This is a genomic window from Altererythrobacter sp., assembly GCF_050299635.1.
GTDB lineage: Bacteria > Pseudomonadota > Alphaproteobacteria > Sphingomonadales > Sphingomonadaceae > Erythrobacter.
On sequence record NZ_JBNKWF010000019.1, the window covers coordinates 20,696 to 42,500 of the forward strand.

The following is a 21,805-nucleotide window of genomic DNA, read 5'->3' on the forward strand; positions in this document are numbered from 1 at the left end:
GCCATAGCTCTGCCAACAGACAAGCACGAATAAATTCAACTTCAAGATAGGCGAAAGGAAACACGTGACCGATATCCTCTTCCAGCCGCTCAAACTCGGTGCAATCGAAGCGAAGAACCGCATTTTCATGGCTCCGCTCACGCGCGGACGCGCTACCCTGCCGGGCTTCATACCCAACGAGATGATGGCAACCTATTACCGCCAGCGCGCGGGCGCTGGCCTCATCATCGCCGAAGCGACGGGTATCAGTGTCGAAGGGTTGGGCTGGCCCGCCGCGCCCGGCGTATGGAGCGAGGAGCAGACCGAAGGCTGGAAGCTGACGACCGAAGCGGTCCATGAAGCCGGCGGCAAGATTGTGCTGCAACTGTGGCACATGGGCCGGCTGGTACATCCAGACTTCCTGGGCGGCAATTCACCTGTCTCCGCCAGCGCAACCACTGCGCCCGATCACGCGCATACGCCCACGGGCCGCAAGCCAAACGAGCAGGCGCGCGCGCTCACGAAAGACGAAATCAAGCGCGTGGTCGAGGATTACCGCCTTGCCGCCGCCAATGCCAAGGCGGCCGGTTTCGACGGGGTGCAATTGCACGGCGCGAATGGATATCTTGTCGACCAGTTCCTGCGCGACAGCAGCAATCTGCGCGAGGACGAATATGGCGGCTCGCCCGAGAACCGCACCCGCTTCATGCGCGAAGTTCTGGAAGGACTGATCGATGTCTGGGGCGCCGATCGCGTCGGCATCCGCCTCTCTCCCAATGGTGAGACGCAGGGCTGCGACGACAGCGATCCGGCTGCAACCTTTGGCGCTGCGGCCAGGGTGATCGAGGAACTCGGCCTCGCCTTCCTCGAATTGCGCGAGCCAGGGCCGGACGGCACCTTCGGTCGCACCGACGTGCCCAAGCAGAGCCCGATGATCCGCACGCTTTATTCCGGCCCGCTGGTGCTCAACAGCGACTACACGGCTGCGCAGGCAAGCACCGACATTGCCTCAGGCAAATGCGATGCCGTGAGCTTCGGGCGGCCCTATATCTCGAACCCCGATCTCGACCAGCGGATCAGGCTGGAGGCCGAATGGGCTCCCAATGTCAATGTTCCCAAGAGCTGGTACCTGCCCGGCGCGGAAGGCTATATCGACTATCCGGCCCTGGAAGAAGAAGCGGCCTAGCCGTCAGTACCTGGACCGCCCGCCGGAGCTTCGGCTGAAGGCGCGGGCGGTTCCGGCGCTGGGGCGGGAGCTGCAGGAGGCTGTGCGGGGGCTTCAGCCGCCGGCGGTTCCTCGCCCGCATCACCTTCGCCCTGAGTGTCGCTGTTTGCAGCGGCCGAGCGCGGCGCAGCCTTCAAAGGCGGCGATTGTGATTTCAATTGATCGAGCGGCAGCATAGCGTCGCTGATCGAGCCGCCCAGCACTTCGCCTTCGGCATTCGCGGCATCATCGTCCGCACGGCTCTTGTCAGGCGAGCCACCGCAGGCGACCAGGAGCACCAGCAGCGGCAGGGAAATGGCGGCAGTCATTCTCATCGGCAAATTCCCGTTTGTCCGGCAAGGCTTTCAAGGAAGCCCGGCGAAGTCGCGATCAGCGCCTCGTCCCATTCCTGCGGCGAAATGTCGAGCCCCAGCTTAGCCAGGCTGGTAACGCCAAACTCCTCGATCCCGCAGGGCACGATCCCGGTGAAGTGCGAGAGGTCGGGCGCAAGATTGACCGAGAATCCGTGCATCGTCACCCAGCGCCGCACACGCACGCCTATCGCGCCGATCTTGGCCTCCGATCCGTCTATGTCGTGCGTCCAGATTCCTACGCGTCCCTCCGCCGCCCAGGCTTCGACACCGAAATTGGCCAGCGCAGCGATGACCCATTGCTCCAGCCCATGGACGAAGCAGCGCACGTCCTTGCCGCGCTTGTTGAGATCGAGCAGCACATAGCCGATCCGCTGGCCCGGCCCGTGATAGGTGTAGCGACCGCCGCGGCCTGCCTCTACCACTTCGAAACGCGGGTCGAGCAGTTCATTCTCATCCGCGCTTGTCCCGGCAGTATAGACCGGCGGATGTTCAAGCAGCCAGATCATCTCGCGCGCTTCGCCCGCAGCAATGGCGCGGTTGCGGTTTTCCATCTCCTCAAGCGCGGCACGATAGGGCACCTGCGCATAGTCGCGCCGCCATTCGATCGCGGATCCTGAAGAGTTATCCATGAGAGATTGCGTGGGGGCATTGTCCGCGCTTATCAAGAGGGGAATAGGCGAATTTCGGATTGGAGAGTGAATTGATGAAACTCGATATGGGTCAGGCATGGAACGCGGCAATTGCCATGCTGACGGCCAATCGCAGCGTTGTCATGATCGTGGCGGGCGTGTTCTTTTTTCTGCCCTCGCTTGCGCTTGTCCTGCTCCTGCCAGAATCGGTCCAGCCGCCTGCTGAAACTGCCGATCCTAAGGCGGCACTCGAAGCCATGATGCAAATCTATACGGAAAACTGGTGGGCCGTTCTGCTCTCCAGCGTGGCGCAGGGCATCGGCATGCTCGCGCTCCTGGCGCTTCTGACCGACCGTTCGCGCCCGACCGTGGGCGAAGCACTCAAACGCGGCGCGTCGGGATTCCCGTCCTATCTGGGGGCGCAACTCCTGTTGGCATTCGGCGTGGCGCTGGTCATCGGTCTTCCGCTCGGAGCTGCCGCTGCGTCCGGCGTAGGCGCGCTGATCGCGGTCCTGGTCATCGCCGCCGTCGTCTTCATGCTCTACGCTGTCGTGAAGGGTTCCCTGATCCCCCAGGTCATCGCGATCGACGGCATTCTCAATCCGGTCCAGGTGCTCAAGCGGTCGTGGCAGTTGACCAAGGGCAACAGTGTGCGCCTACTGGTCTTCTACGTGCTGCTTGCCGTCGCAATGGGTGTCTTGCTGATTATTGCAACGATGATCTTCGGCCTGATCCTTGCGGTCATTGGCGGCGACATCGAAGTGATCGGCAACGGAGTCATCTCGAGCGCGATCAACGCAATTTTCGTGACGGTTTTCCTCGCGGTCCTTGCAGCGGTGCACCGCCAACTCGCCGGGCCAAGTACAGAAGCTGTCAGCGAAACTTTCGAGTAGAGACCGGACGAAAAGCGATCAGGCGGAGGCGTTCGCGTCTTCCGCCGGTTCGTCCTTCCAGCCCCAGAACAGCTTGCAGGGCAAGATATTGAGCGGTTCAAACCCGGCGTCGATCCGCCGGAAGTGCGGCGCCATATAGTCGCGGCAGGCAGCGGTGAACTGATAGACCAGAAAAGCTCCGCCCGGGCGCAGCACGCGATGCGTGGCTGCGGCGATGGCTGGTGCGACACCGGACGGCAGAGTCGAGAACGGCAGGCCCGACAGTACATAATCGGCATGATCGAAGCCGTGATCGCGCACGATCTGCTCGACATCCTCGGCCGACCCCAGCACGGCATGGAAGCGCTTGTCGCGGATCGCGCGCTTGAGATAGTCGATGTAGAGCGGATTGGTGTCGATCACGATCAGCGTCGCGTCACCCCGCAACCGGTCGAGCACCGGACGGCAGAAGGTCCCGATACCGGGGCCGTATTCCACGAACAGATTGCAACTGCCCCAGTCAACCGGCTCCAGCATCTGCCGCACTGTGAAGCGCGACGACGGAATGATCGATCCGACCATTCGCGGATGCTCGAGAAACCCGCGGAAAAAGACAGAACATTGCGCGAGATAGAGGCCCAGCCGTTCACGCAGACCCCCGCGTTCCCCGATCGCCAGTGTTTCAGAATCCATCTGCATTCCTGTATCGCGCCCGGCGTGCGGGGCAGCCAAACATAGAGTTTGCGGCACTCGCAGAAGCAGCCTTGCATTGCAAGCACGCCTTGGCTTGACTAGCGGCAAAGCAGCCATGTCAAACGTCGAACCGACCAGAAACGATCAAACCGCGCCAAATGTTCAATCCGCGCCGCAGCGAACAATCTCGCGCGAGCGAATGGCGCTGCTGTTCATGGTCATGCTGGTAACGGCGGCCGGCAATACGGCGATGCAATCGGTCATGCCTTCGATCGGAACCGAGTTGGGCGTGGCCGATGTCTGGATCAGCCTGGCCTATACCTGGTCGGCGCTGCTGTGGGTGATCTGTGCACCGCTTTGGGCGCGGCGTTCCGACCGACGCGGGCGCAAGGCGATGATGGCGATGGGATTGGTGGGCTTCATCGCATCGATGTCGCTGTGCGGTCTGGCGCTGATCTTCGGCCTGGCTGGCCTGCTTCCTGCAGCGGCAACGCTGATCCTGTTTGCCCTGGCGCGAAGTCTCTATGGCGGCTTCGGCTCGGCGGCTCCGCCCGCTGTCCAGGCCTATGTCGCGAGCCGCACGCCGCGCTCCGAACGCACGCAAGCGCTTGCGCTGGTCGCGTCGAGCTTCGGCCTCGGCACGGTAATCGGCCCCGCGCTCGCTCCCTTGCTGATCTTTCCTTCGACCGGGCTGGTCGGCCCGTTCTTCGCCTTTGCCATCTTTGCAGTACTGGTGCTGGTCACGCTGCGGCTGCGACTGCCGGACGATACGCCGACCTTTGCCGCGCGCGGCGAAGTGATGGCCGCGCCGTTCAGCGCGGGCTCGAACCCACGCATCGGCAGTGAAGTCGCTTCCCAGGAATCTGACGATAACGAGGATAATGCTGCCACCGTCGCCGCCGAAGGAGCATCGATTCCCGATCTTAAATGGAGCGACAGCCGCCTCAAGCCGTGGATCCTGGCTGGGCTGCTGGGGGGCCACGCTCAGGCGGCAACGCTGGGGATCATCGGCTTCTTCATCCTCGACAGGCTGGGATTGCGGAGCGATCCCGGCGCTGGAACCGGGCCGATCGGGCTGGTCCTGATGAGCGGCGCGATCGCTACTCTGCTCGCACAATGGGGATTGATCCCGATACTCAAGCTGGGTCCGCGCGCCTCGACCATGTGGGGCGTGGCACTGTCGGCGCTCGGCACGGCGACCTTCGCCGTGTCGCAAGACCTGCATTCGATCACGGTCGGCTTTGCCATCGCCTCGCTCGGCTATGGCCTGTTCCGCCCCGGCTTTACGTCGGGCGCATCGCTGTCCGTCAGCAGGATCGAGCAGGGGCAGGTCAGTGGGATCGTCGCATCGGTGAACGGTGCGGCCTATGTCCTCGCTCCGGCAATCGGAGTGTGGCTGTACGGTCATCACCCGCTGATCGGCTTCGCGACCATCTGCCTATTGTGCTGTGCCGTGTTCGTATTGGGCTGGATCCGGCTGGGCGACGACACTCACTTGACCCGCGACCGACATTAGGGACCGCAAGGAGCGCTTCTTCAGGCGATTGTGTCAGAGGATTTCCTGGACCTTTTCCTGCGGACGGCAAAGGCGCACGCCCTTGTCCGTTTCGACCAGCGGGCGTTCGATCAGGATCGGCTCGGCCGCCATGGCATCAAGGACCGTCGCAGCATCGGCATCTGGCAAGCCGCGTTCCTCCGCGTCGGTGCCGCGAATGCGCAATCCCTGCTGCGGCGTGATCCCGGCGTCGCGATAGAGCTGTTCCAGTTTTTCGCGCGTGGGTGCCTGTTTGAGATATTCGATGACTGTCAGATCGACGCCTGCCTCCTCAAGCATCGCCAGCGTCTTGCGCGAGGTTCCGCATTTCGGATTGTGCCAGATAGTCGCCTTCACACTGCTCTCCTGAAGTCGGGAATTTGTCGGATGTCTCGTCCTTTCGACTAGCAGCGAACAAACTTTTTTGCCAAGCGCGAATGAGCACTTGCATTTGCGACTTATTCTCAATAGCAGGCAACCGCTATCAAGAATCATTCGCAAGAAAGTGGCTTCATGACATCCAACTTTTCCCGTTCCGTCCTTCTCTCCACCGCGGCGGCGCTCCTCTTCCCAGCCGTGGCCCATGCCGCCGATACGGAAGATCGCGACTATCTGCCGGGCTCGATCATCGTGAGTGGCGAACGCGAAGGCTACGCCGCCGATGATGGCTCATCCGGGACCAAGACACCCACACCGCTGATCGAAGTCCCCCAGACGATCGACGTGATCACGCGCGATCAGTTGGAAGACCAGGGCGTTCGCCAGCTTGCCAATGCCCTTGCCTATGTTCCGGGCGTCAGCCTCGAATCGGGTGAAGGCAATCGCGACGCGGTGTTTATCCGGGGACAGGAATCGACAGCGGACTTCTATCTCGACGGGCTGCGCGACGACGCACAATATTACCGCTCGCTCTACAATGTTGAGCGCATCGAAGTGCTCAAGGGTGCCAATGCGCTCATCTTCGGTCGTGGCGGTGGCGGCGGTGTCGTCAACCGCGTGAGCAAGACTGCGCGGCTCAACGGCAATTCGGCCCAGTTCGATGCCTCGGTCAATAGCTTCGGCGCGTTCTCGATCGCAGGCGATGTGACAACCAGGATCGCCCAGCCCGCCGCCATTCGGCTCAACGCGACCTATGAAGAGTTCGACAATGATCGGGACTTTTACGAAGGGCGTTTCATCGGCATTTCCCCGACGGTAACGGTCGAGCTAGGCCCCGATACCCGTCTTACGGCCCATTACACCTATGACGATGATCGCCGCCTCACCGATCGCGGTATTCCCTCGCTGAACGGCGGGCCGCTGGCCGGATTTGACAAGACTATGTTCGGCGATCCGGACTTCAACGTCGCCCGCACCAAGGTACACATTGCCCGCTCGCGTCTCGAGCATCAGTTCTCGAATGACTTGAGCGCGAACGTCTCGGTCCAGTTTGCCGACTACGACAAGCTCTATGCCAACGTCGTGCCCCGTTCGACTGACGGCACGGACGTATCGCTGGCAGGCTATCGCAATGAAACAGACCGGCAGAACCTGATCGGTCAGGCAAACCTGGTCTGGAAGGCAGCGATGGGTCCGATCCGGCATACCGTGCTGGCCGGGTTCGAAGCGGGGGACCAGCAGACCGACGATTCACGCAGGCTCGTCGAGTTCGACACCGCCACTGGCCCCGCAACGAATGTCACAATTCCGCTTGCCCGGCGGCTGGCCATTCCAGGCTTTTCGCTGACCGCTCCCGTTCGTGCACGCGACAGCAAGCTCACCACGCTCAGCGCCTATGTGCAGGATCAGATCGAATTCGGTGAGCACCTGCAACTCGTCGCGGGCGTGCGCTGGGACAGTTTCGACCTCGAAACGCGCAACCAGCAGTCGGGCCAGCTACTGGGTCGCAAGGACGAAATGGTCAGCCCGCGCTTCGGCCTCGTCGTCAAACCGATTCCGCAGCTCTCCTTCTATGCCAGCTACGCGCAGAGCTTCCTCCCGCAATCGGGCGATCAGTTCGTCAGCCTCTCATCCAGTACCGCAGAACTTGATCCGGAGGAGTTCGAGAATTTCGAGATCGGCGCCAAGTGGCTGGTGAAGGACGATTTGTTCCTGACCGCTGCTGCATTCCAACTCGACCGCTCGAACACCCGTGCGCCGGACCCGCTGGTTCCCGGCAACGTCGTGCTGACTGGCGAGACCCGCACCAAGGGGATTGAACTGAACCTGGTCGGCAAGATCACGGAGCAATGGCAGGCCAACATTGGTTACACCTATCTCGACGGCAAGATCCGCAACGATACAGCGGCAGCCCCGGCGGGAACCCGGCTTGAACAGCTCCCGGAAAATCAGCTCAGCATCTGGAATCGTTTCCAGCTAACCGAGGCTTTCGGCCTGGGCCTGGGCGCGATCTATCAGGACGAACAGTTCACGTCGGTGAGCAATTCGGTGACTCTGCCGGATTACTGGCGCGTCGACGCAGCGGCCTATTGGGATGTGAACAAACGTCTCTCGGTCCAGGTCAACATTGAGAACCTGTTCGACGAAACCTATTATGCAAGCGCTCACGGCGACAACAATATCCAGCCCGCCGAACCATTCAGCGCGCGTTTCGGCATTCGTTTGAAGATGTGATCGAATGTCGCGGGAGGGGTGGCACCGGCCTGGCCGCGCCACCTCTATTCCGTGCCGGGGCCCGGCTCCGCCTCATTTGGAGGCGGGCGCAAGGCAGGGACCTCGCGCGCCGCATCTTCGGCATTGATTCCCGGTGCAGGCGCGGCGCTGATTGTCTCCGCGCCGCGCATTACGCGCCCTGCCCGCTGGATCGCGCGCACCAACCGCGGATAGACCCCGCAGCGGCACAGATTGGCGAGAGAGGCCTTGATCTCGTCCTCGCTCGGACGGGTATTGCGCTGGAGCAGTGCAGCAGCGGCCATGACGATGCCCGGCGTACAAAAGCCGCACTGGATCGCCTGTTCGGCCACCAGCGCCTGTTGCACGGGATGCGAGCGATCGCGCGACAGCCCTTCGATGGTCGTGACGAAACGCCCTTCGGCCTCGGCCAATGTAATCATGCAGGATCGCAGCGCAGCGCCATCGACGATCACCATGCAGGCACCACAATCGCCATTGCCGCAGCCATATTTGGTGCCGGTCAGATTGGCGGCGTCGCGCAGCGCCCAGAGCAGGGGCGTTTGCGGGTCCATTTCGAAATCGACCGGACGGTCATTCACGGTCAGGCCCGGCATCGGCGCTGCATCCCTCACTTCACTTGGGTTCGAATGGCCAGCCCTATCGCATGAGGGATGAATGCGGCACAAGCGCCCGCGCGGATCTTGTTCGCGTTTTTGCTATGCTCCGCGCCTTCGCGGCGGTAGTCCACCGGCAATGAGCGGGAATGCCAAATTGACGCGTGGCCCCATCGCCGGGCATCTCGTCTCGCAAACATTGCCAATGATTATCGGTGTTGCCGCGATCATGTCGATCGGCCTGGTCGACGCCTATTTCATCGGTCAGCTCGGTAGCCAGCAACTGGCCGCGATCTCCTTCATCTTCCCGATCACGATTGCGATGGGCAGCCTGGGCGTTGGCGTGATGGTGGGGATCAATTCCGTCGTCGCGCGTGCGCTGGGTGAAGGCGATGAGGACAAGGCGGCGCGACGCGGCCTGTTGGGCATGATCTTTGCGGTTTGTGCAGGGATCGTCGCCGGCCTGCTGCTGTTCCTGGCACTAGATCCCCTGTTCGGCCTGATGCAGGTATCGGACGACCTGCTGCCGTTCATCCGGGCCTATATGCGGCCCTTCGCGCTCGGTTTCCCGCTGCAAATGGCGATCATGGGCATCAATGGCGTACTGCGAGGACAGGGTGAGGCACGCAAGACGTCGATGGTCTCGATCTGTTATTCAATCGCCAACTGGGTGCTCGATCCCATCCTCATTACCGGCGCGCTCGGCTTCGAGGGTTTCGGGATGGCGGGCGCGGCCTATGCCAGCCTGACGGGTTGGGCGATGGCGATCGCGCTGGGCCTGTGGCTGATCAGACATGCGCCGCTCCGGCTCCAGTTTGCCTTGCTGCACAATTGTCGCTTGCGCGAGCCACTCACCGCCATGCTGCGGGTGGCAGGCCCGGCGGCCCTCTCGAATTCGATCAACCCGATCGGGCTTTCGATCCTCACCGCGCTGATCGCCAGCGAAGGCGATGCCGCAGTCGCGGGCTTCGGAGCGGCGGGCCGCGTACAAAGCTTTGCCGTGGTGCCGCTGTTGGGGCTTTCCGGGTCTATCGGCGCGATTGTTGGCCAGAATGTCGGCGCGAGGCAGTTCGAGCGCGCGCAACATGCAGCGACTCTCGCCGGGTTATTCTGCCTGGCATATGGTTTGCTGATCGCCGCGATCCTTTCATTCAACGGAGGATGGTTCGCGGACTTCTTCACCGAAGACCCGGCCGTGATGAGGCAGTTCGCGCGATACCTCTCGATCGCGGCATGGGGCTACGCCGGGTTCGGGATGCTGATCGTCGCGAATGGAGTGCTCAACGCTGTGGACAGGGCCTCCTTTGCGCTGCTGCAATCGGCCAGCCGCGTGTTTCTCGTGATGCTGCCGGTCGCATGGCTGATGCGCAGCGCCTGGGGCGCGGACGCGATTTACGCCGCCGAACTTTCCGCCAATCTGATAGGCGGCACAATTGCCGCAGCGGTCGTCTGGCGGGCCTTGCGCAGTAAATCTTTGAGAGGATGACCATTCGTTAACCATCATAACGCATAGAGGCTCCAATAGCTGTGGGGACGTGTCTTGATGGAAGAGCTGCTGGCGGAATTCGTCGCAGAAACGCGCGAAATGCTCAAAGCGAGCGAGGGCGAGATCATAGCCTGGGAGGCTGATCCGACCGATCGCGCTCGACTGGATACGATATTCCGGTTTGTTCACACCGTTAAGGGTAACTGCGGATTCTTCGATTTTCCGCGTCTGGAAAAGCTCAGTCATGCGGCCGAAGATGCCCTGGCCGAGGTAAGGGCAGGCCGCCGCCGGCCCGACGCCAATATGGTCACGGCTGTCCTTTCAATCATCGATCGCATCTCAGAAATGGTCGACGCCATCGAGAACGGCGAGGAGCTGGGAGACGACAAGCGAGATCAGCGGCTGATCGACGCGCTCGAAGAAGGCTACATCCCGGAAGACGAACCCGTCACCGCGGGCCCTGAATACAGCGATCAGAAGTCCGGACAGAAACCCGAAAACTCCATCGCAGCCCCGCGCTCGATCCGCCTGTCGGTCGACCTGCTCGACCGCGTGATGAGCGGCGTTTCCGACATGGTCCTGGCCCGCAACGATCTGGCTCACCGCCTGCGCGAAGCGGGCACGCAGCCTGCGATCGACGGCCCGTTCGAGCGGCTGAGCACAATCCTGACCGACGTGCGTGAAGCGGTCACCCGGATGCGCATGCAGCGTCTCGAGTTCCTGTTCGGGGCCTTCCCGCGCATGGTACGCGATCTTTCCGCTGAACTGGGCAAGCAGGTGATGATCGACATCGAGGGCGGCGATGTCGAACTCGACCGCGAAATGATCGAGATGATCCGCGATCCCATGACGCACATCATCCGCAACGCGATCGATCACGGCATCGAAACTCCGGCGGACCGGCGTGAATCGGGCAAGCATGAAATCGGGATCCTGCGGATTGCAGCGCGTCAATCGAGCAACAAGATCTCGATCGTCGTCAACGACGATGGTGCCGGCCTGCAGGAAGACCGGATTGCAGACAAGGCCGTCGCCAACGGGCTGATTTCCACATCCGCACGCAAGAACATGACCCGCGACGAAATCCTCCAGCTCGTTTTCGAGCCGGGGCTTTCCACCAGCGAAACGGTCAGCGCGGTTTCGGGTCGCGGCGTCGGGCTGGACGTGGTGCGCGACAATATCGAGAAGATCGGCGGCTCGATCCGCGTGTCCAGCACGCCGGGTGAAGGCACGCAGTTCCTGCTCCAGATCCCGCTCACGCTCAGCATCATCTCCGCACTGGCGGTGGAAGTGGCCGATCAGCAGTTCGCTATCCCTCAGTCCTATGTCGAGGAAATCGTGCATCTGGGGGCCGAGCATATCCAGCTTACCAAGGTCGGCGGCACTACGCTGATCGATTTCCGTGGGCAGCGCACGCCATGCCTGTCGCTGGGCGACACACTCGGAATCGAGCATTCGGCACCCACGATCGATCGTTCGGCGGTGCTGATGAAATTGGCCAACGGCAATATCTTCGCCATGATCGTGGACCGCATCCACTCGATCTCCGATCTGGTCGTGAAGCCGTTGCCACCAGCGATCATGGCTACCAATTGCTACGCCGGATCCACGCTGCTGGATAACGGCAGGCCGATACTGGTGCTGGACATTGCGCTGATATCACGCACGGCTGGCTTCCTGACGGAATCGCGCTCCATGATCGAACGCACGATCGACAGCGTATCGGACGAACAGGACAAGGATGAAGTCCGCGCCATGCTGTTCACCGATTTCGATGGGCATCGCCGTGCGATCGCGCTCGGCCTCGTCCAGCGGATCGAGACAATTGCAGCTGACGCCATCGAGCGGACCGCCGTTGCGGCACGCGCTGTGGTCGATGACGAAATTCTGCCGCTCGCCGGCTTGCCTGACGGCCCCTTGCCGGACGACCATGTCCGCCTGCTGCGCCTTTCCGACGGCAGCAGTGAGGTCCTCTACGCGGTCGAACGGGTCGAGGATTCGGTCGTGCTCGATCAGGAACTGGTCAAGACAGACGACGATCCGGTGCTGGAAGCTGTCACTCTGGTTGATGGTGTTTCCGTCGGCGTTATCGATGCGCATACGCTCTTCGCCAAACACGGCGCCGTGCCGAAGCGGGTTTCGCGCCTAAGCTGCAGCCTGCCGGATGACGAATGGTCGCGACGTATGCTGGCGCCGCTGCTTGCCAATGCTGGCTACGAAATCGTCCGCGACGACGAAGAGGAAGCCGATGTTGCCATCACGCTTGACGGCCAGGGGACATCGAAACCGCGCGACGGGAAAAGCGCCGTGATCGATCTGCGCAGCACACCTGACAGTGAGGTTTCCGGCGAAGAGAAGGAAAGCTCAATCTACCGCTACAACAGGGCGGCGCTTCTCGAAGCGTTGCGCCAGGTCCGCAAAGGAGAGGCCGCGTGAGCGAACTACTCGTCACCGTAACCATTGCCGGTCGCCGTTGCGGCTTTCACGCAAAGGATGTGCAATCGGTCATTGAGCTTGAAGAGATCACCCCCGTTCCCGGTGTTGCAGATTTCGTGATCGGGCTGACCGCGCTCCGCAGCCGCGCACTAACCGTCATAGATTGCCGCAAGTCGATAGGCATCGAAAGCGATGACGAGCTTCAATCCGACGCCCGCGCGCCGGTGGTGCAGCATGCCGAGCATGGCTACGCCCTGCTTGTCGACAAGGTGGAAGACGTTACCGAAGCGGTCAGCGAAATCGATACGGTGCTGGGCGGCTTCGGCGAGGAATGGACCGCCGCGGCAGAGGGAATCGTCGAAACCGCCGATGGACCGGTGCTGATGCTGGATATCGGTGCGCTGATCGCTGGATCGATCAAACCCGCCGCAGCAGCTTAATTCAATAGTTACGCCTGCCAGCTACACGAATGCGCGCAAAATAGGGGTCAAAATGAAAACGTGTCTGATAGTCGATGATTCCCGCGTCATCCGGAAGGTTTCGAGGCATATTCTCGAAACACTCGGATTCACGGTGGAGGAAGCTGAAAACGGCCAGGAAGGCCTCGAGCAGTGCGACGAGGCCATGCCCGACGTGATCCTGCTCGACTGGAACATGCCTGTCATGACCGGCATCGAGTTCATCACTCAACTGCGTGAACGCCCGAACGGCGCCAAGCCCAAGGTCGTGTTCTGCACCACCGAGAACGACGTGGCGCATATTCGCGAAGCGATCAGCGCTGGTGCAGATGAGTATGTGATGAAACCGTTCGATCACGAAACGCTGCAGATCAAGCTACAACTCGTCGGCTTCGCCTGAGAGCCGGTCCCATGGCCAACCGCCCGGACCCGGTCAATCGGAAGTCATCGCCGGACAGGGAGAACCACGCCCCCATCAGGGTGATGGTGGTTGACGATTCCCTGACAGTGCGCACCATCTTTGCGCGGATGGTGGCAGACGAAGGCGGAATGGAGGTTGCGGGAACCTTCTCCAGCGCAGAACGCGCTATCGCCAAGCTCGAAGAACTCCCGGTCGATGTGATCCTGCTCGATCTGGAAATGCCCGGCATGGGCGGGCTGCAAGCTCTGCCAAAGATGCTGGAGACCGCCGCCAAGGCGCAGGTTCTGGTCGTTTCCTCGCTGACGGAGGAAGGCGCGGAGCACACTCTGGCAGCGCTTTCGATGGGCGCAGCCGAAACGATGCTGAAGCCCCGAACCGGCGGATTCGATGCAGTCTATCGTTCGGCACTGCTTGCCAAGATCCGCGCATTGGGCGGCAAGCATCGAGGAGCGCCGCAGCCGGGCCTGGCCACTACTGCCCCGGCATCGCCTGAACAGAACACAAGGCCGCTACCGCGCAGGAAGACTCCCGAACTGGTCGCGATCGGCGCTTCGACCGGCGGGATTCACGCGATCAACCTTTTCTTGCGCAGCTTGCCGCACAATTTCGAATTGCCAATCCTCATCACCCAGCACCTGCCCGCTTCATTCATGCCGGTGCTGGCGCGGCAATTGGAAGTCGCCTCCGCGCGGCGGACCGTCGTGGCTGAAGAAGGCACGGAAATCAGGCGCGGGGAAATCGTCATTGCGCCAGGAAACGGACATATGATCGTAAAACGGCGTGGTGAATCGCTCTACGCGATGCTCGACGTCGAACCTGCCAGCAGCGGCTGTATGCCATCGGTCGATCCGATGTTCACCAGCGTGGCGCAGGCGCTCAAAGGTCACGCCATCGGCGTGATCCTGTCAGGCATGGGACGCGACGGGACGGAAGGCGCGGGAGCCCTTGTCGGCGAAGGCGGAGCGATCCTGGCACAGGACGCTGCGAGCTCAGCCGTCTGGGGAATGCCCGGCAGCATCGCCAAGGCTGGACTCGCCAGCGCAATCGAACCGCCCGAAAAACTGGCCGAGCTTGTGGTTGCGGCCGCCGGAGTTGCACAATGGAAATAAGTCACGCTTCCTTCGCACTGATCGAAGACCTTCTGGAAGCGCGCACCGGGCAGCGGCTGAATGAGAGCCGCCGCTGGCGGGTCGGCACGTCCCTGGCCGGGATCTTCCGCGAACGCGGCATCACCAATCTGGACCAGCTCGCTTGCTTGCTGGCGCAGGAGCACGAGACGCAGCTCGCCCAGGACGTCGTCGAAGCCCTGCTCAACAACGAAACCTATTTCTTCCGCGACAAGCCGACCTTCGACCAGCTTCCTGAAGACATCTTTCCGCTCCTGGCCAAGCGGCGAGCTGCGGAGCGACACCTGCAGATCTGGTGCGCAGGCTGCTCGACCGGCCAAGAAGTTCACTCGATCGCGATCATGTTTGCGGAACAGGGATCGCGTTGGGACGACTGGTCGATCGACATTCTCGGTACGGACGTGTCGCACAAGGTGATCGCGGCGGCACGAAGCGGCCGTTACAGCCAGTTCGAAGTGCAGCGCGGCCTGTCAGTAGCCCAGATGCTTCAGCATTTCGATGAAACGACCAACGGCTGGCAGATCCGGTCAGGCACTCGCAAAGACGTTCGTTTTCAACAACATAATGTTCTGGACGAACCTCCTGCACGGCGCAGGTTCGACCTCGTCCTGTGCCGCAACGTGCTGCTCTATTTCGATCCATACACACGCCGCCGCGCATTCCAGCGTTTGCATAGCGCAGTTTCGCCGGATGGTTTCCTGATGCTTGGCGCAGGCGAAACCGTGGTCGGCCAGACCGACATGTTCGTACCGCTCGCGAAACACGCAAGTATCTGCGAGCCCGTGCCGGCTACCGCCGGAGATCGCATGCGCCTGGCAGGCTGAGTCGAGCGATGCGGAGAGGCGGCGAACCAAGGTAAATATCGGGTTTACCGTTCATTAGCGAAACGAAGATAATCACTTGGCTAGATTGTGCGATCCACGGGTCAAACGGGGGTACGAATGGGGTTTTTGCTCAGGCAAGGAAGGCTTACGCCTGCAGCGGTCGCGATTGTACCGCTGATTATCCTGTCGGCATTGTTCGGCCTCATTACGCTTGCCGTATTGCAAAGCGACAGAATTAGTTTCGTTTCTCCATCATCGCTGCTTGTTAGCGGCATCCTGCTTTACGGCGCGACGATCTTCCTTCTCGGTCACTTCGGCGTGGCCAGACTGCGACAGCTCGAAGCACTCAGCCTGAAGGATTCGCTGACTGGCCTGCCCAATCGCCGCGCACTTCACGCCGATATCGCGAAAAGCGCGAAGTCGGGTGACGAAGTTGCAACCGCGCTTGTCGATCTGGACCGCTTCAAACAGGTAAACGATCATTTTGGCCATAGCGTCGGCGACAAGCTGATCTGCGAGGCTGGCCGCATTCTGACGGAGCTGTGCGGAGAAGAGGCGCGCTGCTACCGGCTTGGTGGAGACGAATTTGCAATTTGCCTGGTCGGTCCAGTCGCGGGCACGATCCTGGAAGGGATCTGCCGCAACGCAGTGACCCGGCTGTCCAATCCCATTGCAATTGACGATCGCCGCGTTGTCATCGGGGCAAGCGTCGGCCTGGCCCGGAGCACAGGCCATGACGGGCTGACATCTTCAGAGCTTCTGCGCCGTTCCGATGTGGCGATGGATGCCTCGAAGCGCGGCGGCAAGATGCGCTGCACCTGGTACAGCGAGACATTCGACCGAAATCGTGAAGCCCAGCGCGAACTCGATGACGAATTGCGCCAGGCGCTCGCGAATGAGGAATTCTGCGTTCACTATCAGCCGCTGGTCCATGCCGACACGCAACAGATCGTCGCAGTCGAATCGCTCATTCGCTGGGAACGGCGCAATGGCGATCCGATCGGACCGCACATCTTCATTCCGGTTGCCGAAGAATCGGGCTTTATCAACGAGATCGGGCTGTGGGTGCTCGAGCGCGCGTGCCGCGATGCGTTGAAGTGGGACGGCATAACCCTGTCGGTAAATATTTCCGCAGCGCAGCTGCGCAACCCGGAGTTCCCGATCCGGCTTGGACATATTCTCGAAGAAACCGGCTTCCCGGCCGAACGGCTGGAACTGGAGATTACCGAAACCTGCCTGGTGCTGGATCCGGTGGTCGCAGAGCGAAGCCTTGAGGTCATTCGCAGCTTCGGCGTGAATGTTTCGCTCGATGATTTCGGCACAGGCTACGCCTCGATCGGGTTCCTGCGGCAGTTCCGCTTCGAAAAACTCAAGCTGGATCGATCGCTGGTGGTCCAGGCCGGTGACGATGACGGTTCGCGCGCCATGATGCTTTCAAGCATCACCGTTGCCCGCGCACTGAACATGGGCGTCACCGCAGAAGGCGTGGAAACCGAAGAGCAGGCCACCATGGTGCGAACCGCTGGCTGCGACCAGATACAGGGATGGCTCTATTACAAGGCCATGCCTGCCAGTGAAATCGACGTTCTTCTGGGCGTCGCCGGCACAACACAAATCGAAACATTCGAACCGATGAGGAAGGGCGTGGCATGAGCGCTATCCAGGACATTACTCACGAACCCGAAGCTGACCAGGACGCTTCGCTGGTTGATGCCTTTGCACATCGGCGCAGCGCTTCGCCATCGCAGGATGGCGAACACAATTGGTACCAGTTCATCGAGCGTTTTCGCGATCGCAAGCTGGTTCAAAAGGTCCGCAGCGTCACTTCGCTCTACTCAGTCCTCGCCGTGGCGATTGCGTTGGTCATGGCAATCGGCCTGTACCAGGTCATCGGGCGCTACAATGCGCATGCAGATGTGCAACAAGCGGCGGAAGACGCAGCGGAACTGCGCTACGAAGCGAGCAATTTCCGATACAACTCCGTTAGATTCGTGTTCGGTGGAGAAGAAGCTGCACTTGAGCGCCAGCGCACCAGTTATGAAAATGCCAAGAATCGGTTGGAAGCGATCACCGAAGTGGTCCGCGCTCGCGTGCCGCTACTGACTTCGCAGGCCGATCAACTTGCAGAAGACCTGATAGCCTATGACGCAAAGTTCGAAGAGCTACGCGCCAGCCTCGCACGCGAAGGCCAGAGCCAGACTTCGATTGGCCTTGCCTATGAACTTTCGGCACAGGGCGATACGCTGATTGAGCGAACTTCGACCTTTGGCAACAGCATGATGCAGGCTGCCGACAATCTCGAAAGCTCGGCGCTCGCCTATTTCAACTACATGTCGTTTGTCATCCTGACACTTATCGTAATTGGTGCGGCAGCGATGGTAATCGGAATTCGGTACTTCGCCGGGGACTTTGCTGGGAAGATTGCTGAGATCTCCGCAGGGATGACTCAACTTGCCCAGGGCGACCGCGATTTTGAAATTGAAGGAATCGAACGCAAGGACGAGATTGGCGAGATGCTGCAAGCTATGGCGCTCTTCAAGCGCGCCAGCGTCAGGCTCGAGCAGTTCGCCGATGAACGTGCCAAGGCGGCCGCAAAGCAACTCGAGCAGCAGCAGGAGCGCCAGCGCGAACGTGAAGAGGCTGAAAAGCAGAAAAGCGGGATCATCATCGATCTTGCCGACCAATTCGAACGCACCGTCGGCGATATCGTGAGCGGCGTGGCATCGGCCTCCAGCCAGCTGCAGGCAACCGCATCGACCATGGCGGCATCGGCCGAGGAATCCACCCGTCAGACCGCCGAGGTCGCCAAGTCCATGGAAGAGGCAAACGCCGGCGCAACTGCAGCGGCCGCAGCCAGCGACGAATTTGCCATGTCGATCGGAGAAATCAGCCGCCAGGCCGCTTCCTCTGCCGAGCTGGCGCGCGACGCGGCCATCAAGGCGACCAAGGCCGACGAGACAATCTCTGAGTTGAGCGATTCTGCTGAACAGATCGGCCATATCGTCGAACTGATCCAGACCATTGCCCAACGTACCAATCTGCTTGCGCTCAACGCCTCGATCGAGGCGGCGCGTGGCGGCGAAGCGGGACGCGGCTTCGCTGTGGTTGCATCGGAGGTGAAGGAGCTCGCCATGCAGACGAGCCGCGCCACCGAGAAGGTATCCGAGCAGATCCAGTCGATGCAGGAGACGACGGGAGCAAGTGTGGAGGCACTGCGCTCCATCGCAAGCCAGGTACAACAGCTTGAAACGACAGCTGTTTCCATCGCCTCGGCGGTCGATCAACAGTCTGTCGCAGGCCAGGATCTCGCGCGCAGCATCGATCTAGCCGCGCGTAGCACCGACCGGGTTTCAAGTCATGTCGACGAAGTTCGCGAGCTTTCGCTGGCGACCGGTGCAGCAGCTACGCAGGTGCTGTCGTCTGCCACGGATCTGGAAGAACAGGCGTCTTCGCTTCGTACCCAGATGCAAAGCTTCCTCGGAAAAGTCCGTTCGGGCTAAGCTCGCAAATCGACATACTTCACTGACAGAGGGCCCGTTGCTCAAGCGAGCAGCGGGCCCTTTGCGGTGTGGCTTGAGCACGGGACTTTCCATGAGGTGAAGCACCGAGGCGGGGGAACACCCCTTTCAGAGAGTTGGTTGCTCGCACCAAGCCTCTGCCGCACCCTGACCGCAGGAGCAGCACTATGCTGACACTGTCTGCAGGCGTGGCGGATCATGTCCCTGCCCAAAACGACAAAAGCCGCCCCGAATGACGGAGCGGCTGCTGTTTGTTGGAAATGCGGGGCCCAGGCACGCTCTCTCGGAGAATGCGGCGACGGTATCGCCGGCGGCCCGCTAACGGGCAGATCCGGGCCGCAAGCGCCGCTGGGGTCACGCGACAGGCAGGGCCAACTGGCCTGCACTCAATTCAAATATTGGGAGTTTCGGTGGTTGCGGGGGTTGGATTTGAACCAACGACCTTCAGGTTATGAGCCTGACGAGCTACCGGACTGCTCCACCCCGCGGCACCTATTTGTCTGGCTTCAAGCGCCAGCGCCGACATCCGTCGGCTCGGCTGCCGCGCTGACCGCGCGACGGCCGGTCGGCCTTGCGAAGCCTGCGGCTTCGTCTGGCACCGCACCAATGACCTCTTACCGAGGCCAGAGACGCCAAAAGGGCCAAACCCTGGGGTTGGCCCTCTGACAAGTGAATGGGTTTTTTCCGCGCACCCGCCGGCTACAATGCCTGGCGGCGACCTACTCTTCCAACGCTTAGGCGTTAGTACCATCGGCGCAGTCCGGTTTCACGGCCGAGTTCGAGATGGGATCGGGTGGGTCACAGACGCTATGGCCACCAAGCAATGAAGCAGGCGGATGCTGGCCACCCATCGGGCTGAACCCGATGGGATAACCATGGAAATTAAATCGATGCACCTTCCCAGCAATTGCTGGGTTAAAGGCGTGTTGGGCGTATCTGGCTGGAGAAATCCTCCACCTGACAGCCTTTTCAGGACTGTCGTTGATGGTGGGATTCATCAAGCGCGATAAGAACTATTAGGACTGGTTAGCTCCACGCATTACTGCGCTTCCACACCCAGCCTATCAACGTCATGGTCTATGACGGTTCGAAGATTGCTTATCTTGAGGGAGGCTTCCCGCTTAGATGCTTTCAGCGGTTATCCCGTCCATACATAGCTACCCTGCGGCACCGCTGGCGCGATGACAGGTACACCAGAGGTATGTTCACCCCGGTCCTCTCGTACTAGGGGCAACTCCTCTCAACAATCGACGCCCACGGCAGATAGGGACCAAACTGTCTCGCGACGTTCTGAACCCAGCTCACGTACCACTTTAATTGGCGAACAGCCAAACCCTTGGGACCTGCTCCAGCCCCAGGATGTGATGAGCCGACATCGAGGTGCCAAACGATTCCGTCGATATGAGCTCTTGGGAATCATCAGCCTGTTATCCCCGGCGTACCTTTTATCCGTTGAGCGATGGCCCTTCCACGAGGGACCACCGGATCACTATGACCGACTTTCGTCTCTGCTCGACTCGTCAGTCTCGCAGTCAGGCAGGCTTATGCCATTGCACTCTCGCAGCCGGTTTCCAACCGGCCTGAGCCTACCATCGCGCGCCTCCGTTACTCTTTAGGAGGCGACCGCCCCAGTCAAACTACCCGCCACAGAGGGTCCCACTACCGGATAACGGTAGTTGGTTAGACATCAGAAAACAGCAGGGTGGTATTTCACCTATGGCTCCACTTGGACTGGCGCCCAAGTTTCAAAGCCTCCCACCTATGCTACACAACTCTTTCCTAATGCCACTCTGAAGCTGCAGTAAAGGTGCACGGGGTCTTTCCGTCTAACCGCGGGTACTCCGCATCTTCACGGAGAATTCAATTTCGCTGAGCATATCCTGGAGACAGTGGGGAAGTCGTTACGCCATTCGTGCAGGTCGGAACTTACCCGACAAGGAATTTCGCTACCTTAGGACCGTTATAGTTACGGCCGCCGTTTACTCGGGCTTCAATTCGGAGCTTGCACTCCTCCTCTTAACCTTCGAGCACCGGGCAGGCGTCAGACCCTATACGTCGTCTTGAAGCCGACTTAGCAGAGTCCTGTGTTTTTGATAAACAGTCGCTACCCCCTGGCCTGTGCCCCCCGCTAAAAGTTGCCTTCTAACGGGGCCTCCTTCTTCCGAAGGTACGGAGGCAATTTGCCGAGTTCCTTCAGGATACTTCTCTCAAGCGCCTTGGTATACTCTACCTGACCACCTGTGTCGGTTTCGGGTACGGTCTATACGGTGGGGCTATTTCCTGGAACCGCTTGGCTGCATGCCCAATCCAATAAGGACACACAACTTCCACGATCCGTCACACACCACCAGGCCCACGAATATTAACGTGGTTCCCATCGACTACCCCCTTCGGGCTCGTCTTAGGGGCCGGCTCACCCTGCGCCGATTAGCGTTGCGCAGGAACCCTTGGTCTTTCGGCGAGAGGGCATCTCACCCTCTTTATCGCTACTCATGTCAGCATTCGCACTTCCGATACGTCCACCGTCGGTTACCCTTCGGCTTCATCCGCTTACGGAACGCTCCGCTACCGCTGCAGTAAACTGCAACCCTAAGCTTCGGTGCATATCTTTAGCCCCGTTACATCTTCGCCGCAGGAACCCTTATTTAGACCAGTGAGCTGTTACGCTTTCTTTAAAGGATGGCTGCTTCTAAGCCAACCTCCTGGTTGTTTTGGGATTCCCACATGCTTTCCCACTTAGATATGACTTGGGGACCTTAGCTGTAGGTTAGGGCTGTTTCCCTTTTGACGACGGACCTTAGCACCCGCCGTCTGTCTGCCGGATAAGACTCGATGGTATTCGGAGTTTGGTTAGGTTTGGTACAGCTCGCGCCGCCCTAGCCCATCCAGTGCTCTACCCCCATCGGCATACATCCGACGCTCTACCTCAATAGATTTCGCGGAGAACCAGCTATTTCCCGGCTTGATTGGCCTTTCACCCCTAAACACAGCTCATCCGAGAATTTTTCAACATTCAACGGTTC

At 60.5% G+C, this 21,805-nt stretch carries 17 protein-coding genes, 1 tRNA gene and 2 rRNA genes (1 of these 20 only partly in view); 12 read left to right on the forward strand and 8 right to left on the reverse strand.

What is annotated here, in order from left to right; translation table 11 throughout:
- Nucleotides 1–64: 64 nt before the first annotated feature.
- The gene (locus tag ACQY6C_RS10840; protein WP_427968610.1) at nucleotides 65–1,165 is read left to right on the forward strand and encodes an alkene reductase; all 1,101 of its coding nucleotides are present in this window, start codon (nucleotides 65–67) and stop codon (nucleotides 1,163–1,165) included.
- Here ACQY6C_RS10840 and ACQY6C_RS10845 read toward each other — a convergent pair.
- A complete protein-coding gene (locus ACQY6C_RS10845) occupies nucleotides 1,162–1,512 on the reverse strand; it encodes a hypothetical protein (protein ID WP_427968612.1) in 351 nt (116 codons plus the stop codon). The two genes, ACQY6C_RS10840 and ACQY6C_RS10845, sit on opposite strands and share 4 nt — an antisense overlap.
- Nucleotides 1,513–1,514: 2 nt before the next feature.
- On the reverse strand, nucleotides 1,515–2,186 hold the full coding sequence (gene lipB / locus ACQY6C_RS10850; protein WP_427968614.1) for a lipoyl(octanoyl) transferase LipB: 672 nt from the start codon (nucleotides 2,184–2,186) through the stop codon (nucleotides 1,515–1,517).
- 74 nt (nucleotides 2,187–2,260) lie between these two features.
- Between lipB and ACQY6C_RS10855 the strand changes: the two genes are divergently transcribed.
- Nucleotides 2,261–3,079 carry a glycerophosphoryl diester phosphodiesterase membrane domain-containing protein gene (locus ACQY6C_RS10855; RefSeq protein WP_427968616.1) on the forward strand — a complete coding sequence of 273 codons (819 nt, stop codon included), beginning with the start codon at nucleotides 2,261–2,263 and terminating at the stop codon, nucleotides 3,077–3,079.
- 18 nt (nucleotides 3,080–3,097) lie between these two features.
- Here the strand turns inward: ACQY6C_RS10855 and ACQY6C_RS10860 are convergent, their stop codons facing one another.
- Complete coding sequence (locus ACQY6C_RS10860; protein ID WP_427968618.1) at nucleotides 3,098–3,751, reverse strand: class I SAM-dependent methyltransferase; 654 nt, start codon at nucleotides 3,749–3,751, stop codon at nucleotides 3,098–3,100.
- A gap of 115 nt (nucleotides 3,752–3,866) precedes the next feature.
- Between ACQY6C_RS10860 and ACQY6C_RS10865 the strand changes: the two genes are divergently transcribed.
- Nucleotides 3,867–5,267: an MFS transporter gene (locus ACQY6C_RS10865; protein ID WP_427968620.1), complete on the forward strand. Its 1,401-nt coding sequence runs from the start codon at nucleotides 3,867–3,869 to the stop codon at nucleotides 5,265–5,267.
- A gap of 33 nt (nucleotides 5,268–5,300) precedes the next feature.
- Here the strand turns inward: ACQY6C_RS10865 and arsC are convergent, their stop codons facing one another.
- Nucleotides 5,301–5,642, reverse strand: coding sequence for an arsenate reductase (glutaredoxin) (gene arsC / locus ACQY6C_RS10870; protein WP_427968622.1), 342 nt, complete (start codon nucleotides 5,640–5,642; stop codon nucleotides 5,301–5,303).
- Nucleotides 5,643–5,798: 156 nt separating this feature from the next.
- On the opposite strand from arsC, the gene ACQY6C_RS10875 reads away from it, so the two are divergent.
- Nucleotides 5,799–7,898 carry a TonB-dependent receptor gene (locus ACQY6C_RS10875; protein ID WP_427968624.1) on the forward strand — a complete coding sequence of 700 codons (2,100 nt, stop codon included), beginning with the start codon at nucleotides 5,799–5,801 and terminating at the stop codon, nucleotides 7,896–7,898.
- Nucleotides 7,899–7,942: 44 nt separating this feature from the next.
- Here the strand turns inward: ACQY6C_RS10875 and ACQY6C_RS10880 are convergent, their stop codons facing one another.
- Complete coding sequence (locus ACQY6C_RS10880; protein ID WP_427968692.1) at nucleotides 7,943–8,512, reverse strand: (2Fe-2S)-binding protein; 570 nt, start codon at nucleotides 8,510–8,512, stop codon at nucleotides 7,943–7,945.
- Nucleotides 8,513–8,651: 139 nt separating this feature from the next.
- On the opposite strand from ACQY6C_RS10880, the gene ACQY6C_RS10885 reads away from it, so the two are divergent.
- The 8 genes from ACQY6C_RS10885 (at nucleotide 8,652) to ACQY6C_RS10920 (ending at nucleotide 18,764) form a co-directional block, all read left to right on the forward strand.
- Nucleotides 8,652–9,998, forward strand: a complete 1,347-nt coding sequence (locus ACQY6C_RS10885; protein ID WP_427968626.1) for an MATE family efflux transporter — start codon at nucleotides 8,652–8,654, stop codon at nucleotides 9,996–9,998.
- 57 nt (nucleotides 9,999–10,055) lie between these two features.
- Entirely contained in the window at nucleotides 10,056–12,434 is a 2,379-nt protein-coding gene (locus tag ACQY6C_RS10890) for a chemotaxis protein CheA (RefSeq protein ID WP_427968628.1), read from the forward strand.
- Nucleotides 12,431–12,874 carry a chemotaxis protein CheW gene (locus ACQY6C_RS10895; RefSeq protein WP_427968630.1) on the forward strand — a complete coding sequence of 148 codons (444 nt, stop codon included), beginning with the start codon at nucleotides 12,431–12,433 and terminating at the stop codon, nucleotides 12,872–12,874. The genes ACQY6C_RS10890 and ACQY6C_RS10895 overlap by 4 nt, the downstream gene beginning before the upstream one ends.
- Nucleotides 12,875–12,926: 52 nt before the next feature.
- The gene (locus ACQY6C_RS10900) at nucleotides 12,927–13,292 is read left to right on the forward strand and encodes a response regulator (protein ID WP_427968632.1); all 366 of its coding nucleotides are present in this window, start codon (nucleotides 12,927–12,929) and stop codon (nucleotides 13,290–13,292) included.
- Between the two features lie 11 nt (nucleotides 13,293–13,303).
- Nucleotides 13,304–14,422 carry a chemotaxis-specific protein-glutamate methyltransferase CheB gene (gene cheB / locus ACQY6C_RS10905; protein ID WP_427968634.1) on the forward strand — a complete coding sequence of 373 codons (1,119 nt, stop codon included), beginning with the start codon at nucleotides 13,304–13,306 and terminating at the stop codon, nucleotides 14,420–14,422.
- Nucleotides 14,413–15,264 (forward strand): CheR family methyltransferase, encoded by an 852-nt coding sequence (locus ACQY6C_RS10910; RefSeq protein ID WP_427968636.1) that lies wholly within the window; start codon nucleotides 14,413–14,415, stop codon nucleotides 15,262–15,264. The genes cheB and ACQY6C_RS10910 overlap by 10 nt, the downstream gene beginning before the upstream one ends.
- 117 nt (nucleotides 15,265–15,381) lie before the next feature.
- Entirely contained in the window at nucleotides 15,382–16,917 is a 1,536-nt protein-coding gene (locus tag ACQY6C_RS10915; RefSeq protein ID WP_427968638.1) for a putative bifunctional diguanylate cyclase/phosphodiesterase, read from the forward strand.
- A complete protein-coding gene (locus ACQY6C_RS10920; RefSeq protein ID WP_427968641.1) occupies nucleotides 16,914–18,764 on the forward strand; it encodes a methyl-accepting chemotaxis protein in 1,851 nt (616 codons plus the stop codon). The genes ACQY6C_RS10915 and ACQY6C_RS10920 overlap by 4 nt, the downstream gene beginning before the upstream one ends.
- A gap of 429 nt (nucleotides 18,765–19,193) precedes the next feature.
- Here the strand turns inward: ACQY6C_RS10920 and ACQY6C_RS10925 are convergent.
- From ACQY6C_RS10925 to ACQY6C_RS10935, 3 genes are all read right to left on the reverse strand, one after another.
- Nucleotides 19,194–19,270, reverse strand: a tRNA-Met gene (locus tag ACQY6C_RS10925).
- Nucleotides 19,271–19,488: 218 nt separating this feature from the next.
- Nucleotides 19,489–19,603: ribosomal RNA gene (gene rrf / locus ACQY6C_RS10930) — 5S ribosomal RNA — on the reverse strand.
- 175 nt (nucleotides 19,604–19,778) lie between these two features.
- Nucleotides 19,779–21,805: ribosomal RNA gene (locus tag ACQY6C_RS10935) — 23S ribosomal RNA — on the reverse strand (it continues 762 nt past the right edge of the window).